The sequence below is a fragment of the Roseiarcus fermentans genome (assembly GCF_003315135.1).
In the GTDB taxonomy this organism is placed as follows: domain Bacteria; phylum Pseudomonadota; class Alphaproteobacteria; order Rhizobiales; family Beijerinckiaceae; genus Roseiarcus; species Roseiarcus fermentans.
This window is the reverse complement of sequence record NZ_QNRK01000039.1, coordinates 1-17,692: the sequence shown is the minus strand read 5'-3', so window position 1 is coordinate 17,692 and position 17,692 is coordinate 1. Positions and strand designations below refer to the sequence as shown.

Below are 17,692 nucleotides of genomic sequence, written 5' to 3'. Positions count from 1 at the left end.
TCATGGCGGCCGTCGTCGAGCGCGAGACTTTTGCCCTGCCGAGGTCCGTCGCTGCGGACACGGAAGTGTTCGCCATCGGCGACATTCACGGCCGCACCGATCTTCTCCACGCGCTGATCGACGAGGCCGCGCGCGAGCCGCGGCGGCGGCAGAAGCGGGCGCTCGTCTTCCTCGGCGACCTGATCGACCGCGGCCCCGACAGCCTCGGGACGGTCGATCTCGCGCTCGCGGCGGGCGCGCGCGTCGGCGCGAGCGAAGCGATCGGGCTCATGGGCAACCACGAGACGATGATGCGGCTCGCCCTCGATCCGCGCACGCCGTGGGACGCCGCGCTCGCGGCGCTCGCCAACTGGCTGCGCAACGGCGGCGGCGCGGTGGTGCGGCAGTTCCTGAATTTCGAGGTCAGGCCGATCGACCCGGAAGAGCTTCTGACCATGATCCGCGTCGCGCTTCCCGAGCGGATCCGCGCCTGGCTCGAGGGCTTGCGGGCGAACTGGCGCTCGGACGCGGTCCTGTTCGTCCACGCCGGCGTCAACCCGACCGTCGACCTCGAACGCTTCCTCGCCCTGCCCTGGAACACCCCGCTCGACCAGATGGAGGAGGACCGGCACTGGGCCTGGGTGCGCTGGCCGTTCCTCGACGCCTCGCCCGGCCCCGGCGGCTTCAGCGGCTATTTCGTCGTGCACGGGCACACGCCCAACGACGCCCGTCCGAATCCTTCGCACGAGGCGCAGATCCGCGACTTCCGGCTCAACCTCGACGCCGGCTCGGGCAAGACCGGGCTCGCCAAGATGGGCGTGTTCCGCGGATCGGAGGTCAAGGTGCTGACCGCGCTCGGGCCGACCAACGCGATGCTGGGCCGGGCGCACGGCTGACCGGCGGGGCGCGAAAGCGGCGGGCGAGCGCGGAAACCAGAGCCGTCCGGGAAGGGACGGCTCCGGGCTCTTTCGCGGCGGTCGAAATCCCGTTCGCGACTCAGCCGACAGCGTACAGCCGCGGACGGGCCGCGGGCGCCGGTTCCGCGGCCGGGGCGATCCACTTGCGGGGGCCGCCGCGCCGGCGGGTCAGGCGGAGGGAGACGTCGCCGGACAATCCCTTCCAGAGTTCCGGGTCGAGAACGAGCTCTCCGGTCGTCCAGCGGAGCCCGCTCGGCTCGACGGCATGGACGCCGTCGCGGAGCCGCGGGTCATCGACCGCGATCTCGCGTGTCTCGCCGCCGGCGGAAAACACGAGCCCGAGCAGATGCACGCCGAGCGTTCTGCCGTCCTGAACGCCGAAATCTTTGGGGACGTGGGTGTTCGACACAAGTCTGATGTCGAGCGCCTCGGCCGGAAACACGAACGTCTCGGCAGTGTTTGCCCCGGCCGGCCGGCGGATCTCGCCGTCGACGACGAGGCGCAGGTCGTCGTCGTGGGAGGGCGTCCAGCCGAACGACCGCGCGCGCTCCGTCAGGCGTTCGCGAACGAAAGCCAGCCCCGGGCCCTTGGCGATGACCGGCCGGCAAAAATCCGCATGCGTCGTGTCCTTGCCCTCGTCGAACGAGTCCAAAGTCGCGCCGGCCTCCTCGAAGAAGCCGCGGTTGCCCATCGCAAGGTAGCTCTCGGCCGGGAGATCGTTGGCGACGAGGACGTCGTGGCTGTCGAGTTCGACGTGCCACAGCGTGACGACGTCGCGCCATTCGCGCGTGACCGTCGCGCCGTTGACCAGATGCATCGCCGGGATCAGCACCTCGCCGATCAGGTCGAGGCAGATCGCGTGGCCGGGCGAGACGACGAGGTCCTGTGAGGGGCGGTCCGGCCCGAAGGCGTGCGCCGCGATCCGGACGACTTCGTGCTTGCGCCCCGCGAAGTCGCGGCGGAACCGGCGGTGGCCCATCCACTTGATCGGGCGGCGCTCGCCGGACGCGGTCAGCACCATGTCGCCGGCGGACAGGGACTCGACCCGGACGTCGCCATGCGGCGTGCGGATCAGCGTCCCGGAGGCGAAGCAGACGGGGGTCGAGGTCAGCGAACCCGACGGACTCCCGAAGGTCTCGTTGACCGGCGAATACGTGGTGACGGAGCCCGAGTACAGAAACGTCGGACTTACGCCGTTGTATGAAAAGCTCAAAGCTCCGGTCGGCACGCCAGTGGAATAGGAGGTTGACGACGCCGTCGTGGCAACTGAGTGAACATCCGACGAAAAAGACGAAAAAACATACGACTGAGATGAGACTGGAGTGCTGACCGTCGCTGTCAGCGTGCCTGTCATGGACGGATTAGTATAGTCGACCTCGATAGTCCCGTTAAGGTACGCTAGATCCCCCGAGGAGAGGTTGGTGAATTGAACGTTGTTGAACGTGATATCGTAAATTTCGTCCGCCGGCATAATATCCCCCTCGTTCTGTAGCTGACCTCAAGGCCGATCACACGATTGTGACAATTTGTTCCGTAGCTGACAAGGTCATTGCGAAGAAAATTTACAGCGATAACCACAAGCCAGCGGAGCGTGAAACCGCTTCCGTCGGCGCTGCTTTTCGCTTGTCTCGGCACCGGTCTGCCGGGCGGGAACTTGACGCCGCCCTTGCGATGGCGCCACGAGGGCGATTGAAACGGGGCCGCGCGTCGGAGCGCCAGGGCTCCTCGAAACCGACCGGAACGCCATGCGCACCTGGATCAAGGACCCCCTCGCCATTTTCGCCGACGGCGCTGAGCGCGGCGTGATCGTCGAGGGGACGACAATCGCCGGGCGGGTCGGGCGGGGCCAGGTCCCCGAGCGCGTCGACGCGGTGTTCGACGCCTCGCGCCATGTCGTGCTGCCCGGCCTCGTCAACGCCCACCATCACTTCTACCAGACGCTCACCCGCGCCCATCCCGCCGCGATCAACCAGAAGCTCTTTCCCTGGCTGGTCGCGCTCTATCCGATCTGGTCGCGGCTGAAGCCGAAGCATCTGCGCCTCGCCGTGCGCATGGCGCTGACCGAGCTTCTCCTGTCGGGTTGCACGACCGCGGCCGACCATCACTACCTCTATCCGGCGGGGCTCGAGGACGCGGTCGACATCGCGGTCGAGGAAGCGCTCGGCCTGGGCGTGCGGATGACGGTGTCGCGCGGCTCGATGAACCTGTCGGCCAAGGACGGCGGCCTGCCGCCCGACAGCGTGGTTCAGGACGAGGACACGATTCTCGCCGACAGCGAGCGCGTCCTGAAGCTGTTCCACGACCCCAAGGACGGCGCGATGATCCGCATCGCGCTCGCGCCCTGCTCGCCGTTCTCGATCTCGAAGCGGCTGATGACCGAGAGCGCCCGGCTCGCGGAACGTTACGACTGCCAGCTTCACACGCATCTTTGCGAGACCGACGACGAGGAGCAGTTCTGCTTGCGGATGTACGGCCTGAGACCGGTTGACCTTCTGGAGGAGACCGGATGGATGTCGCGCCGGGTCTGGCTCGCGCACGGCATCCACTTCACCGCCGAGGAGATCGGGCGGCTCGGGCGCGCCGGAGTGGGCGTCTGCCATTGCGCCGCCTCCAACATGGTGCTGGCCTCGGGAATCTGCCGGACCTGCGAACTCGAGGCGGCGGGCGCGCCGCTCGGGCTCGGCGTCGACGGTTCGGCCTCGAATGATTCGTCGAACATGATGGAGGCCGCGCGCCACGCGCTGATGATCGGCCGGCTGCGCTACGGCGCCGACCGGGTGACGCATCTCGACGTGCTGCGTTGGGCGACGGAAGGCTCGGCGCGCTGTCTCGGACGCCCGGACGTCGGCCGCATCGTCGAGGGCTGCGAGGCCGACCTCGCGCTCTTCACCCTCGACGAGCCGCGTTTTTCCGGCGCCCACGATCCCCTGGCGGCGCTGGTTCTGTGCGGCGCCCATCGGGCGGACCGGGTGATGGTCGCGGGCGCCTGGCGGGTGGTCGACGGCGCGGTGGTCGGTCTCGACCTCGGCGCGCTGATCGCCGAGCACAAGGCGGCGGCGAAGGATTTCGCCTGATGGAGGTCCCCTCGGTCCGGCCGCCAAATGCGGTCAATCGGTGAATTGCACGATGCGGTTGTCGTTCAGATCGATGATCGCGGGACGGTCGTTGACCATGGCGCGGCCGTAGCCGGGCCGGTCGGGCATCGGACTCGGCGTGGACCCTTCCGGCAGCGTCTGGCCCTCCGTCGCCTTGCCCGGCAACGAGATGTTGGGAACGCTGCCCGAGTTTGAGGAACTCGAACCGGCGAGCGTCGAGGAGAGGGGCGCAGGCGCGGGCGACTGGGGCGGCCCGTACACGCCGCGCAGCTGGCCGACGCCGGACGCCGGCGGACCGTAGACGCCCCGCAGGCCGCCGGTGGCCGATTCGGGCGAGCCGAAGGCGCCCTTGAGCCCGCCGGTCTGCGGCGCGCCGCCGCTCTCGGGCGCGCCGCCGCTCCGGGGCGTGGCGCCGCCTTGCGGCGCGGTCCCGCTTCGTGGCCCGGTGCGCTCGACGCCGCCCCCCGGCGGCGTGTTCGGACTGTTCTGCTGTGCGCCCGCCGCCGCGACCGCGCCCACGAGAACTGCGAGCGAAAGCCCGAAACGCCGCATGACACGCTCCTGACCGCACTTCACAGCCTGCAATCTAGCAGGCGCGCCCCGCGAACGCGACCTCTTCGGGAGCGACTCGGATTCGCCCGCCGGCCGGGGTCCGGTGTCGTCCGCACCCGACCACGCGCCCCTGCTGCATATTGCCGCCTTGACGAATGAAAAACCGCCGTCGCAATCTCCGCCCATGCGCCGCCTGTATCTGATCCGTCACGCCAAAGCCGAGCCCGGCGTAGGCCAGGACGATTACGAGCGCGCCCTCACCAGTCGAGGGCGGGCGGACGCCTGCCGAATCGTCTCGGCTCTTGTCGCGAGCGAGCCGGCGCCGGCGGTGCTGATCCACTCGGGCGCGTTGCGCACCAAGCAGACCGCCGAGATTTTTGCCGCGCACTGGCCGCGCCGGGTCGAGCTGCAGGAGGAGATCGGCCTCTACGACGCGACGAAGGACATGCTGTTCGCCCGCGCCTGCGCCCTGTCCGATTCGGTCGACTGCGTCGGCCTCGTCGGCCACAACCCGGGAATCGGCGAGCTCGCGGCCCGTCTGGCCGGGACCGGCGCCCATCCGGAGTTGCGCCGCCTGGCGTACAAATTCCCGACCTGCGCCGTCGCGGTGATCGATTTCGACGTCGCCGCGTGGGACGACATCGATCCGGGGCGCGGACTGCTCGCCCGGTTCCTGACCCCCGCGGAGCTCGAGGCCGAGACGGACTGACCCTGTCCAAACCCCGGCGCGCGCCCTACATAGGCGCGGCTGACACTTGAAACGCGGATGCGTCTTGTCTTTTCTCTCCGATCTCGCGTTCGAGGCGGCGCTCATCGCCCGCTCGCTCGGCGACTATTTCTCGGGCGGCGGCCTGCGCCTCGGCGTGACCGGCCTCTCCCGCTCCGGCAAGACGGTGTTCCTGACGGCGCTCGTCAGCAATCTGCTCGCCGGCGTGCGGCTTCCGGTGCTCGCGGCCTCCGCCGAAGGGCGGATTGCGCGCGCCCGCCTCGAGCCGCAGCCCGACGACGCCGTGCCGCGCTTCGCCTACGAGGACCACATGGCGAGCCTCGCCGGACCGGACCGCTGCTGGCCGCGCTCGACCCGGCGCATCTCGCAGCTCCGTCTGACGATCGAGTTCGAGAGCGCCAACCGCTGGGGCGGCCGTGACGCGAGCCTCGCCATCGATCTCGTCGACTATCCGGGCGAATGGCTGCTCGACCTGCCGCTGCTCGACAAGGCCTACGCCACCTGGGCGCAGGAAACGCTGGTCGCCAGCGAGACGCGCGCCCGGGCGCCGCTGTCGGCCGACTGGCGCGCCGCCATCGCCGGCCTCGATCCGCACGCCGAGGCGAACGAGGACAGCGCGCGCGCCATCGCGGAACGGTTCACCGCCTACCTGCGCCGCGCGCGGGAGAGCGTCTACGCCCTCTCGACCCTGCCCCCCGGGCGCTTTCTCATGCCCGGCGACCTCGAAGGCTCGCCGGCGCTGACCTTCGCGCCGGTTCCGATCGAAGGCGACATGATCGCGCCCGGCACGATGGGCGCGATGATGGAGCGCCGCTACGAGGCCTACAAGACCTTCGTGGTGAAGCCGTTCTTTCGCGACCATTTCGCCCGGCTCGACCGCCAGATCGTGCTGGTCGACGCGCTGACCGCGCTGAACTCGGGGCCGGCGGCGCTCGCCGACCTCGAGAACGCGCTCAGCGAGGTGCTCGGCGCCTTCCGCGCCGGGCGCTCGTCGTCGCTCGCCTCGATCTTCCGCCCGCGCATCGACAAGATCCTGTTCGCCGCCACTAAGGCCGACCACCTGCACCACACGAGCCACGACCGGCTCGAGGCGATCCTGCGCCTGCTCACCGCCAAGGCGATCGCGCGCGCGGAGGGGGTGGGGGCGGAAATCGACGTGATCGCGATGGCCGCGATCCGGGCGACGCGGGAGGCCGAGATCCGCCATCATTCCGAGACGCTGGAGGCGATCATCGGCGTGCCGCAGAAGGGCGAGACGATCGGCGGCGAGATTTTCGACGGCGTCGCCGAAGCCGCGGTGTTTCCGGGCGAGCTGCCTGAGGACCCGGCCGCGATCTTCGAGGGCGACGCGATCGCGCTGCCCGAGGCGGACAACGACTGGCGCTTCGTTCGGTTTCGACCGCCGCTCCTCCAGCGTGGGCAGCCCGCCCCGCAGATCCGGCTCGACCGCGCCCTGCAATTCCTGATCGGCGACCGACTGGCATGACCGAGCGCCCTCCCCGCCCCCGCGCCTTCCGCCTCGACGACGCACGCGTCGCCGTCGACGACGGCCCCGTCCCGCTCGCCCCGGCCGCGTTCATCCAGTCGCAGAACGATCCCATCCCGGCCGCGAGCGCCCCGCCCGGCGTCGACGAAGCCGAACTCGAGGTCGAGGCTGCGCAAAGATCCGGCCTCCTCGCGCGTTTCCGACTCAAGCTGACGACGATCGTGTGGACCGGCCTCGGCGGCCTCGTGTCGCTGGCGCTCGGCCTGTGGACCACCAACCTGATCGAAGGGCTGTTCGCCAAGGCCGAGACGCTCGGCGTCGTCGGCCTCGTCTTCGCGGCCCTGTTCGCGATCGGGCTTGTCGGCCTGATCGCCCGCGAGGTTCTGGCCGTCTCGCGCCAGACGAAGATCGCCGAGATGCACATCGCCTTCGCCGCGGCGCGCGCCGCCGACGACCGCGACGCCGCGCGGCGGCTGGTTTCGAGGCTGGTCGCGCTCTATCGCGACCGGCCGGAGACCGCGCGCGCCCGCGCCCAGGTGCAGGAGGCCGCGGCCGCGATCATCGACGGCCGCGACCTCGTCGACGTCGCCGAGCGCGCGCTCCTCAGGCCCCTCGACGAGCGCGCCCAGGCGGAGATCGCCAAGGCCGCCAAGGCGGTGTCGGTCGTCACCGCCATCAGCCCGCGCGCGATCCTCGACGTGATCTTCGTCATCGCCCAGATCATCCGGCTGGTGCGGCGGATCGCGGAAATCTACGGCGGCCGCCCGGGGCTGCTCGGCCTGGTCAAACTCGCCCGCTCGATCGGCGCCCATATCGCGATCACCGGCGGCATGGCGGTCGGCGACAGCCTGATCCAGCAGATCGTCGGCCACGGCATCGCCTCGCGCATTTCGGCCAAGATGGGCGAAGGCGTGCTGAACGGCCTGCTCACCGCCCGCGTCGGCCTGTCGGCGCTCGCCGTCTGCCGCCCCGCCCCGTTCGCGGTGACGAAGCCGCCGGGCGTCAAAGACGTCGCGCCGTTCCTGTTCGGCGGCAAGAAAGAATAACTCTACAATGTTGACGCGGTCATCGGTTTTGATAAATTACTGAGGTCATTTTCCATCTAAGGGGAAACATCATGAATTCTCAATGGATTGGACCGGTCAGCCGGAAAATTGTCATTGCGTTGGCTTTCGCCGCCGCCGCGTCTGCAGCTTCCGCCGCCGCGGTCGCAACCCCTGGCGACCCTTTCCCTGCCGGCAGCATCGTCAACCTCAGCCCATCGTTTTCAAGCGCCTTTGGAACCATCAGCCTTGCGTTCGGCGACTTCGACCTCGTCGGCCACACCGGCTCTCTCTTCAACTATAACGCCGAGCTCATCGCGACTGTGAGCGGAACGACATACGATCTCCCGGGCCAATTCGAGGTCACCGTCGCCGGACTGGCCAATCCGGTTGTGGACGGCCAGTATACGGTCGCCTTCGACTCCGGCACGTTTCAGTCGACGATCGGGACCGATGCGATCGTGGTCACGGGAAGCACCAGTTTGCCTACCAGCGGCACATCGACTTACACCGGGTCCGGCGCCAATCTGGAGGTCAACACCTCGGTCACCTTGAACCTTAAGTACACCGTGAACGGCGGCTCGCCAATCGTCGTCCCGACGCAGACGGGAAGCACGACTGCGGTTCCCGAACCCTCGACCTGGGCGATGCTGCTTGCGGGTTTCGCCGGCCTCGGTTTCGCCAGCTATCGGTCGTCGCGCCGGAGCGGCGCCCTCGCCGCGTAGCATGCGTCGCCGATGGACGTCAGAACGGGTCGCCGTGGGGCGGCCCGTTCGACGCTGTCGGCCTTCGGTCATCGCCGCTGCGGCGTGGGATGCGTCCCTGTCGGGCGCGTTCCATGATGGTCGTGGCGGCGGCGCGCCGGGTTGACCGCGCAGACCTACGGCGCCGCTTCGGCGCGCGCCAGTTCGTAATTTCGGGCGGCGCTCGGCAGCCTCGTCCGCTTCGACCCTCTCGATGGCCGCGCCCTCCCGACGGAGTCCAGCGGCTCGGCCAAGGCATCGCCTGGCGCATCCCGGCACGGATGAGCGCAGGATGGGCTGATGATCGCCGAAGTCGCCGGCCGGAGATGCGGCGTGCGTCGGCTCGACCTGGTCAACTCGGCGGCGCGCGGCGACTTGACCCGGAGCGGAGCGGTCTCGATTCTCCATCGTCCGCGGACTGTCATCTGACGGTTTTGCGGGGGGACTATCCCGGAAACGAATCGACTTCGCCTGCGCGCCCCCGGCTCGCCCGGCGGACCCAGGAGTTCGAGGTGTTCTTGTTACGACGACAGATGTCTGGCGCTCGCCCCTCTTCGGTTTCGCGAGCAGCGGCGGCGCTTTTCCCGGTATTCGCCGCGGCGTTCCTCGCCAGCGCCGCGGAGGCCGCCCCGGCGGCGGATGCGACGCCGGGCAGCGCCTCGACGCTTCCGGCCACCGGGATACCGGCGGCGGACGCGTCCGCTTCCCTTCCGGTCCTCCCCGCCCTTTCCGCTGAGGCGGCGCCCGACCGGCGCTTCCGCGCCCAGGCCTCTGAGGCGACCGCGACCCCCTCGGCGCCTGCGGCGAGCCCGGGTCCGTGGGGCGTCTTGAGCGGCGACTGGCAGAACGCCGACCTGCTCGGCGACCTCGGGGGATTGCGGCCCGCGCTCGGCAAATACGGAATCTCCGTACAACTCTCCGAGGAGGCGGAGACGTTCGGCAACCTGACCGGCGGCGTCCGCCAGGGTTTCGAGGTCAACGGCGTCACCACCGCCCAAGTTCAGCTCGATACGAAGCCGCTGTTCGGTCTCCCCGGCGGCATCGTCAGCGTCAGCGGCTTTCACATCTGGGGCGGCGCCCTCAGCCCCTCCAATCTGATGAACCTGCAGACCGTCAGCGGTCTCGAGGCCTTCGCCTCGATCCGGCTCTGGGAGCTCTGGTGGCAGCAGAATTTCGGCCCCCGATTCGACGTCAAGGTCGGCGAGCAGAGCCTCGACAACGAATTCATGATGAGCCAGAATGCCGGCTACTTCCTGAACTCGGTGATGGGCTGGCCGATGCTGCCGTCGGCGAATCTGACCGGCGGCGGACCCGCCTATCCCCTCGCCGGCCTCGGCGTCCGCGCTCGCGGGCGCCCGACCGACGCCGTCACCATCATGGCCGGCGTCTTCAACGGCAGCCCGATTCCGCTGAATTCCCCCAACACGCCGCTGAGCAATCCCAACGGCGTGAGTTTTCCGCTCAACACCGGCGTGCTCGCGATCGCCGAGTTGCAATATACGGTTCCCGCAGCCGATTCGTCGGGAAAGACGCCGGCCGACGGCCCGCTTCCCGGCACGTACAAGATCGGGGCCTGGTGGGACAGCGAGGACTTCAACAGTCAACAGTCCGACAATATGGGCGTCCCGCTCGCCGACCCCGCGAGCGACGGGGTTCCCGCGAAGAAGCAGGGCAACTATTCGATCTACGCCGCCGCGGATCAGATGATCTGGCGCGCGGGCGACCCGAACCGCTCCGTCAGCGCCTTCCTGCGGGCGGAGATGACAACGCTTCAGGACCGCAATCCGATCGGCTTCGCCATCAACGGCGGCCTCACCCTGCACGATCCGCTGCCGGGGCGCGACAACGACGTGTTCGGCCTCGGCTTCGGCGTGGCGCGGGTGAGCGCCGGCGCATCGAATTACGACCGGCAGATGCAGGTCTTCCAGCCGACGGTCTACACCCCCGTGCGCGGGGCGGAGACGTTTCTCGAGGCCACCTACCAGGCGCAGATCCTGCCGGCGTGGCAGGTCCAGCCCGACGTCCAGTACATCGTCAACCCCGGGGCCGGCCTCGCCAACCCGGATGCGCCGAACCAGACAATCAAGAACGAACTGGTGATCGGTCTGCGCACCACCATCACGTTCTGACCGCCGACCGGCGCATCGGCGCCGCGGACCGGGGCGCGCTTCCACAAGGGGGGGGGGTCCGATGCGCCCCCGTCGCGGCGATCGAGTGGACGGCTCGCCGCCTCCGCCGAGGTCCTGACGGCGTCGGCGCAAGCGCGCCGTCACCGGACCCCCGACGGCGCCGAACGAGCGACCGCCGCCGGGACGCGCCTGGGCGCCGGACTTCTGCGCAGGACCGCAACGGCCAGCAGCGCCGCGCCGCCCGCCAGGACGTAGGCCGACGGTCGGAACGCCATGTCCGGATCGACATTGGCGTCCAGGACTTCCCGAAACGGGATGTGGCGGACGAGCGCGTACCAGCCGGCCTCGATCAGCGCCGTCAGCGGCGGCGCGAGCGCGGCGGCGGCGAGCGCCGCGGCCCAGGCCGGCGCTCCCCGCTTCAGCACGGCGCGGAACAACATCAGGACGAGGAACAGCCCGATCATGATCACCGGCTCGGTCACGTCGGCCTTGGCCTGGATCATGAAGTGCAGCAGCGCGAGGACGCCGATGGCGTAGACGAGCGCGTGGAGCGTCCGCCATTTCGTCCCCAGCCGCTTGATCATGGCGTCGGTCGAGGTGGCGGCGAGCGCCGCGAGGCCCAGCCATGCGACGAAGCCGATCGTCAGATAGAAGCGCAGCGCGATCTCGCTCGCCACGACCGCGAGGTTGTAGTGCTTGTCGACCACGAACAGCGCGAGATGGGCCGAGGCGTAGGCGAAGGCCGCCACCCCGACCATGCGCCGGACGGCGACGAACTTGGGGTAGCGCGCCGCGCGCATCAGCGGCGTGACAAGGAGCGACAACAGGAGAAAGCGGATCGCCCACGTCCCGGTGCGATGGATCATCTCCGTCACGACCTTCGGATCGAGCGCCCCGGTCGCCGCCAGCCAGACGATCCACGCCGCCGGAACGAACAGTCCGGCGAAGACGACCGCCTTCAGCGGCGCGAAGCGGCCGTTGCGTTCGGTCCAGGGCGCGTTCAGGCGGATCATGGAAAAAGCCTATCGTTGGATTGCGCCGGGTCAAGCGTCACCGAAGCCTTACGAACGCGGGCGCGCGTTTGTTTCGCCGCGGCGCCCGTGGCGCCGGGCGGCGACGCGCCTTATAATCCCGCGCGGGCGGCCGGCGGGGCGTAGGGACCATTTTGCGGCCGCGGCAAGGGGGCCGTCATGGATGTCTTCGAGCGCGCCAGGGCCATGATTCTATCGCCGGCCGCGGAGTGGCGGCGAATCGAGCCGGAACCGGGCGACGTGGGGTTTCTGTTTTCCAATTACGCCGCCTTTCTCGCCGCGATCCCGCCGGTCTGCGCCTTCCTGCGCCACGGCGCGTTCGGCTGGGGGCCGCGGCTCCACCACGTCCACCACGGCTTCTTCGCGAGCCTGTTCGGCGGAATCGTCCACTACCTCGCGACCTTCGTCGCGCTCTACATCATGGCGGTCGTCGTCGACGGCCTCGCGCCGAATTTCTCTACGCAAAAGAACCCGCAGAACGCATTGAAACTCGTTGTTTATTCGATGACGCCGGCGTGGGTGGCGGGCGTGTTCGTCCTCGTTCCCGGCCTCGGCTTCCTGCGGCTCCTCGCCCTCCTCTACGCCGTCTATGTGTTCTGGCTCGGGCTGCCGATCCTGATGAAGGCGCCGCCGGACAGGACCTTCGGGTATGCGCTGGCCACGGTCGTCTCGGCCGTCATTCTGTCGATCGTCCTCTCGGCGTTCGTCGGGCCGATCGTCTGACCTTTTCCGGCGGCATTGCCTCCGCGAGCCGATCGGCAGGGAAGCAACCGGCTAATAGAGATCTTTCCTGACGGACTCGCAGTACTGGGCGTCCACCACCTCAGCCTCGGCCGGCGACCCGCCCGTCAGTGCAGTCTTCATCTGACCGATGGATGGAACGCGCGACCGGTCTATACGCGAGGTCTCGTCCCACAGCCGCGCCCGGTTGATAGCCTTGCCGCAGTGAAACAGCACCTGCTCGATCGCGACCAGGATCGCTGTCTTGGGCGTCTTCTGGCCCTCCTTGAGCGTGGCCAGCAGGTCGGGGGCGGTCAAGACGCGGCCCCGGCCATTGATGCGGAGGAAAACATCGAGCCCAGGGAAGAGAAACAACATCGCAAGCCGGTCATCGGCAAGCAGATTGCGCAGCGTCTCGATGCGGTTATTTCCCGGCCAGTCGGCGAAGGCGACGTGATGCGGGTCGACCACTTTGACGAAGCCTGCCGGGCCGCCGCGCGGCGAGGCGTCAAGGCCTTGCGCGCTCCCGCTCGCGAGGCACAGGAAGGTCGCCGCGGCGATATAGGCCTCGTGAAAGGGGACGAGATGCGGCAGCACGGCGCGCTGGATCGCCTCGGAAGGGGGCGCATAGAGTCGATCGAGATCTGCGCCGGTTACGGAGGACGCGATGTTGGACATGGGAAGGGCCTCGGATGAACCAGGCGCTGCGGTTAGCGCGATCGCCTTGGCCGCGCTAAGCTACTGCCGCCATTGAATAGCAGTTACACGCCATGCCTCATCGTCAGCCGCCCGACCTGATCGGCCATGACCTGGACGGGCCAACCGTCGCGGCCTTTTCCGTCGCGCTCAAGTCCGAGTTCGCGACGCCCGCCCATCGTCATCCGCGCGGGCAGATGATCGGCTGCATCCGTGGCGTGGTGACCGTCCTGACGGATATCGAAGCCTGGGTCGTGCCATCGGGCCATGCGATCTGGCTGCCGCCGCACCAGCTCCATGGCGGCCAGAGTTTCGGTCCCGGCGCCGGTTGGAGCGTCTATGTCGCCCCGGCGGCGTGCCGGGACCTGCCGGAACGACCTCGCACGGTGTTCGCGCCCCCGCTGCTGCGCGAAGCAATCTTGCGCGCCGCCGCCTGGGAGGACGACCGATGGGATGTGGCTCGCCAACGCATCGCCGACCTGATCGTCGATGAAATCGGCCGGCTCCCAGCCGAGGCCCTCGGCTTGCCGATGCCGCGCGATCCGCGCCTTCAGCGGATCGCGCGGGCGCTTCTGGAACATCCCGAGGACGGTCGCACCATCGAGGAATGGGCTGCGTGGGCGTGCAGCACGCCGCGTACGCTCAGCCGCCGCTTCCCGCAGGAAACGGGCCTCAGTTTTATGGACTGGAGGCAGCGCGCTCGGCTGCTGCGCGCGCTGGAGATGCTGGCGGAGGGTCATTCCGTCACGTCCATTGCGCTCGACCTGGGCTACAGCAGCGTCAGCGGGTTCATCGCTCTATTTCGCCGCACCTTCGGCGCGACGCCGACCGCCCATCCAATCTGTCGGGGGATTGAAGCCCGAAGGGGATGACGGGCCCGCAGCGGCGACAGTCTCTCAATCCGCCCGGGCCGGGGCGCGCCTGCGCGGTCAGGCGGCGGCTGCGGCGTCGAACCGTGCGCGCACGATCAGGGTCGTCCCGGCGCCCGGCTTCGACTCGATCTGCAAGCTTCCCCTGATGGCGGCGAGTCGCTCGCGAATGCCGAGGAGGCCCAGGCGGGTCGTCGACGCCGGGTCGTTCTGCGCCAGATCGAGGCCCACGCCGTCGTCTTCGATGATCATCAGCACATCGCGGGGCGACGCCTTGACGATCACGCCGACCGTCTTCGCCCTCGCGTGCTTGACGACGTTGGTGATGGCTTCCTGCAACACCCGGTAGAGGGTGGTCTCGACGAGGGGCGGCAACCGGGACGCGTTCAGGGCGAGGTGACAGTCGAACGCGAGCCCGGACCGGCCGGCCCAGGTGTCGACCAGGTTGCGGATGGCCGGTTCGAGGCCGATGTCGTCGAGCGCGATCGGGCGCAATTCCCATGCCAGGCGGCTGACTTCCTCTCCGACCGTCGCCGTCAGCTCCTTCAGGTCGGCGAGGCCGGACTCGATCGCGGCGACGTTCGGCGTCGTCCGGCCGAGCAGTTCCAGCTTGATGGCGATCGCCGCCAGGTACTGACCGAGGCTGTCGTGCAATTCCCGCGCGATCCGCTGCCGGACGGCTTCCTGGCGGCTCACCAGGTCGCGCTGGACCTCCGCCAGTTTCGCCTCCGCCGCCCGCTGCTCGGTGATGTCGACCATGCTCGCCCGAATGAGGGCGCTGCCCGGCAGGCGAACCAGGGTCACGTGGGTGATTCGCTGTTCGCCCGAAGGCTGGCGGATCCACCGCTCGTGCGTGACCTCCCTGCCGGAGAGGGCCCACCGGTTGTTTCGCGCAAAGGAGGCTTCGATCGGCAGTCCGTCCGGCTGCTGCGGCGTGAGGAACGGCAGCGGCCCCCGTTCGAGCAGCGCGTCCCGGGGGACGCCGAACAGCCGCTCGGCGGCGGCGTTCGTGGCGATGAAACGATTCTGGCCGGCGTCGTAAAGGAGAATCCCGTCGGGCGCTTCCTCGACCAGCATGCGGAAGCGTTCCTCGCTGGCGCGCAGCGAGTCCTCGATCGAGCGGCGCCGGGTGATGTCGTGGAAGAACCAGATCCGCCCCAGGCGCTCGCCATTGGACCCGTAGAACGGCGCCGTCGTCCGCTCGACCACGCGGCCGTCCCTGAATTCGACTTCGTCGCGCCCGGACGCGTCGGGATGGTCGTCGTAGTGCTGCGCGCCGCGCCAGAACGCCTCCGCGTCGCTCAATTGCGCGACGGCGTAGGCGCGAACGGCTTGGTCGTCTCCACGCGCGAGCAAATCGGCGGGGATGGCGAAAATCTCGGCGTAGCGCCGGTTGGCGAACAGGATGCGCGATCGGAAATCGACCGCCAGGATTCCCTCGGGCGAGGCCTCGTGCACCGCGGCGAGGAGCGCGGCGGCGGACAACAGGTCGCGCTCGGCCCGATTGCGCGCAGTGACGTCGAGAACCACGGCGATCGACGCCGGCTCGCCCTGGAACATCGATTTCGAGGCGTTGACCAGCACATCGACGATGCTTCCGTCGCGCGCGCGAACGGTCGAGGCGATCTGGACCGTCGCGCCGGCGCCGAACAGTTGCGAACTCAGGCGGCGCACGACGACCGGCTGTTCGGCCTCGGGCACGAAATCGAGCAGCGGCCGGCCGACGACCTCCGACGACGCGAACCCGAGCATGGCGGCGAAGCAGCGATTGCAATAGCCGATCGTTCCGTCGGCCCGGACGATCACCGCGCCCGCGACGTCCTGTTCGACCAGGCTGCGGAATTTCGCCTCTTCCTCCCGAATCCGCGCCTCCGACGCCGCGCGCTCGCTGATGTCGCTGTAGACGTAGACCCCGCCGCCGTCCGGCATCGGGCGGAACCGGACTTCCGTCAGGCGCCCGTTCATGAACAGGATTCGGCTCCACCGGATTTGCGCCCGGAATTGCTCGGTCGATTCGCGAACGAACGACTCCGCGTCGCCGTCGCTGTCGCGGAAAACGCCGCGTTCCCAGCAGGATTGCGCAATGTCGGCGAAAGACGCCCCCGGCCGGACCAGCTCCGGCGGCAGGCCGACCAGCAGCGCCGCGTTCCGGTTGAAGGCCGAGAGCCTGAGATCGGGACCGAAGACCGCGATCCCTTCGCCCATGGTCTGGAAGGTGGCCTCGAGCAGCGCATTGCGCCGGGCGAGCTCGGCTTCGGCGTCGGCGCGTTCGGTGACGTCGCTGAACACCAAGACGCCGCCGCCGCCGGGCATCGGCTCGAACCGCGTGTCGATCACGCGTCCTTTGGGGCCCCGCGTCGTCACCCGCCAGGGCTTTTGCTGGCGAAACGCCTCGATCCGGCCGTTCACGAGCGACTCGACGTCGACATCGCCGAAATCGCCGCGCTCGGCGCGATATCGCGTAACGTCCTCCAGCAGGACGCCGGGCTGAACCAGCTCGGGCGGCACGTCGAGCAGGCGAACGACGACATCGTGGGCGACCATCAGGCGACGGTCCGGGTCGAACACCCCGATCCCTTCGCCCATGTTCCGGAAGGTGGCTTCGAGGAGCGCGTTCCTCCGCGCCAGTTCCCGCTCGCGGGTCTTGAGGTCGGTGATGTCGGTGCGGATCACGACGGTCCCGCCGTCGGGGGTGCGGCGCTCCTCGCTGAGCAGCCACCGCCCGTCGGCGAGCCGGCGCTCGACGGCGCCGCACGGGTTGCGATGCCGCTCCAGCCGCTCGCGGACGTACGCTTCCCGGTCGCGCGCCGCCTCGTCGCAGATTCCCCGGTCAGCCACGGCGCGGACGAGGTCCTCGAACCGCATGCCCGCGAGGATGTCGCCGTCGCCGAACCGGTAGAGCGTCCGCATGGCCTTGTTGAAAACGAGCAGGCGCTCGTCGGCGTCATAGATCGCGAATCCTTCGGGAATCGCGTCGAGCGCCTGCTCGAGGCAGCGCTCCGCCCACCGCACGTCTCGCGCCAGATCCTCGGCCATCGCCTGCGAAACGACGCGGTCGGCGACGTCCTCGCCGGCGACGACGATTCCGGCGATCGCCCCCTCTCCGTCCCGCCACGGGCGGACGAGCCATCTGACCGGCCGCGAGCGGCCGTCGGCGCCGGGAGGGCGAAGGTCGTCGGCGCTCTCGGTCGCGCCGGCGAGGCCGCGCTGGTGCGCGGCCGCGAGACCCTCGGGGTTGCCGGGAAAGTCGTGGTAATGGCTGCGGCCCATCGGGCAGGCCGGGTGGCCGAACCAGGCGAGCCACCTCGGGCTCGCCGCCAGATACTGCATCTCACGGTCGAACATCGCCGTCGCATTCGGAGCCTCCGCGACGAACTGGCGCAGGCTGTCCGTCATGCGAAACGGCTTCGACCGTCGGCGCAACGATGCGTTGACGAAGCGGCGAGGGGCGAAATGCGCGCGCCGTCGCGTTGACGCGCGTCAAAGCGCGAACTCCCCGTTTGGATATGCAATGGCTTGCCCCTTGGGCGACCCCGGTCGGAAGACCGCTTCCTCCCGCGCTTCCAATTGTAGAAACGATTGTCTCGTCCCGCAACGAAGCAGGCCGCGCCTGTCGGTAGCACATGATATGTCCGGTTTAGGTAGCGCACGATCTGTCCGGTAGCGTCGGTCCCTTTGGGGGGTCTGAGATGCGCCGGACGGAAG

14 protein-coding genes are annotated in these 17,692 nt (G+C 69.0%); 9 read left to right on the top strand and 5 right to left on the bottom strand.

The genetic code is table 11. From position 1 onward, the window contains the following. The first annotated feature begins 2 nt into the window (after positions 1 to 2). A complete protein-coding gene (locus DFR50_RS25550) occupies positions 3 to 875 on the top strand; it encodes a metallophosphoesterase (protein WP_170153393.1) in 873 nt (290 codons plus the stop codon). 100 nt (positions 876 to 975) lie between these two features. Here DFR50_RS25550 and DFR50_RS25545 read toward each other — a convergent pair whose 3' ends face one another. Then, a complete protein-coding gene (locus tag DFR50_RS25545) occupies positions 976 to 2,109 on the bottom strand; it encodes a Hint domain-containing protein (protein WP_170153392.1) in 1,134 nt (377 codons plus the stop codon). 532 nt (positions 2,110 to 2,641) lie between these two features. Between DFR50_RS25545 and DFR50_RS25540 the strand changes: the two genes are divergently transcribed. Continuing rightward, the gene (locus DFR50_RS25540) at positions 2,642 to 3,970 is read left to right on the top strand and encodes an 8-oxoguanine deaminase (RefSeq protein ID WP_113892100.1); all 1,329 of its coding nucleotides are present in this window, start codon (positions 2,642 to 2,644) and stop codon (positions 3,968 to 3,970) included. 33 nt (positions 3,971 to 4,003) lie between these two features. Here the strand turns inward: DFR50_RS25540 and DFR50_RS25535 are convergent, their stop codons facing one another. Continuing rightward, a complete protein-coding gene (locus tag DFR50_RS25535; protein WP_113892099.1) occupies positions 4,004 to 4,543 on the bottom strand; it encodes a hypothetical protein in 540 nt (179 codons plus the stop codon). Between the two features lie 184 nt (positions 4,544 to 4,727). Between DFR50_RS25535 and DFR50_RS25530 the strand changes: the two genes are divergently transcribed. The 5 genes from DFR50_RS25530 (at position 4,728) to DFR50_RS25510 (ending at position 10,671) form a co-directional block, all read left to right on the top strand. Continuing rightward, positions 4,728 to 5,252 carry a SixA phosphatase family protein gene (locus DFR50_RS25530; protein ID WP_113892098.1) on the top strand — a complete coding sequence of 175 codons (525 nt, stop codon included), beginning with the start codon at positions 4,728 to 4,730 and terminating at the stop codon, positions 5,250 to 5,252. A gap of 64 nt (positions 5,253 to 5,316) precedes the next feature. Next, the gene (locus DFR50_RS25525) at positions 5,317 to 6,756 is read left to right on the top strand and encodes a YcjX family GTP-binding protein (protein WP_113892097.1); all 1,440 of its coding nucleotides are present in this window, start codon (positions 5,317 to 5,319) and stop codon (positions 6,754 to 6,756) included. After that, on the top strand, positions 6,753 to 7,802 hold the full coding sequence (locus DFR50_RS25520; RefSeq protein ID WP_113892096.1) for a YcjF family protein: 1,050 nt from the start codon (positions 6,753 to 6,755) through the stop codon (positions 7,800 to 7,802). The genes DFR50_RS25525 and DFR50_RS25520 overlap by 4 nt, the downstream gene beginning before the upstream one ends. A gap of 71 nt (positions 7,803 to 7,873) precedes the next feature. Further along, positions 7,874 to 8,524: a PEP-CTERM sorting domain-containing protein gene (locus DFR50_RS25515; protein ID WP_113892095.1), complete on the top strand. Its 651-nt coding sequence runs from the start codon at positions 7,874 to 7,876 to the stop codon at positions 8,522 to 8,524. 551 nt (positions 8,525 to 9,075) lie between these two features. Further along, positions 9,076 to 10,671 carry a carbohydrate porin gene (locus DFR50_RS25510; protein ID WP_113892094.1) on the top strand — a complete coding sequence of 532 codons (1,596 nt, stop codon included), beginning with the start codon at positions 9,076 to 9,078 and terminating at the stop codon, positions 10,669 to 10,671. A gap of 140 nt (positions 10,672 to 10,811) precedes the next feature. Here the strand turns inward: DFR50_RS25510 and DFR50_RS25505 are convergent, their stop codons facing one another. Then, positions 10,812 to 11,684, bottom strand: a complete 873-nt coding sequence (locus tag DFR50_RS25505) for a protein-methionine-sulfoxide reductase heme-binding subunit MsrQ (protein WP_113892093.1) — start codon at positions 11,682 to 11,684, stop codon at positions 10,812 to 10,814. A 177-nt stretch (positions 11,685 to 11,861) separates the two neighbouring features. Here DFR50_RS25505 and DFR50_RS25500 point away from each other — a divergent pair, with 177 nt between their 5' ends. After that, positions 11,862 to 12,425, top strand: a complete 564-nt coding sequence (locus DFR50_RS25500; protein WP_113892092.1) for a Yip1 family protein — start codon at positions 11,862 to 11,864, stop codon at positions 12,423 to 12,425. A 51-nt stretch (positions 12,426 to 12,476) separates the two neighbouring features. Here DFR50_RS25500 and DFR50_RS25495 read toward each other — a convergent pair whose 3' ends face one another. Then, a complete protein-coding gene (locus tag DFR50_RS25495) occupies positions 12,477 to 13,100 on the bottom strand; it encodes an MSMEG_1061 family FMN-dependent PPOX-type flavoprotein (RefSeq protein WP_113892091.1) in 624 nt (207 codons plus the stop codon). A 92-nt stretch (positions 13,101 to 13,192) separates the two neighbouring features. On the opposite strand from DFR50_RS25495, the gene DFR50_RS25490 reads away from it, so the two are divergent. Then, positions 13,193 to 13,990: an AraC family transcriptional regulator gene (locus tag DFR50_RS25490; RefSeq protein WP_113892090.1), complete on the top strand. Its 798-nt coding sequence runs from the start codon at positions 13,193 to 13,195 to the stop codon at positions 13,988 to 13,990. 57 nt (positions 13,991 to 14,047) lie between these two features. Here DFR50_RS25490 and DFR50_RS25485 read toward each other — a convergent pair whose 3' ends face one another. Further along, positions 14,048 to 17,383, bottom strand: a complete 3,336-nt coding sequence (locus DFR50_RS25485) for a PAS-domain containing protein (protein ID WP_113892089.1) — start codon at positions 17,381 to 17,383, stop codon at positions 14,048 to 14,050. Positions 17,384 to 17,692: the final 309 nt, after the last annotated feature.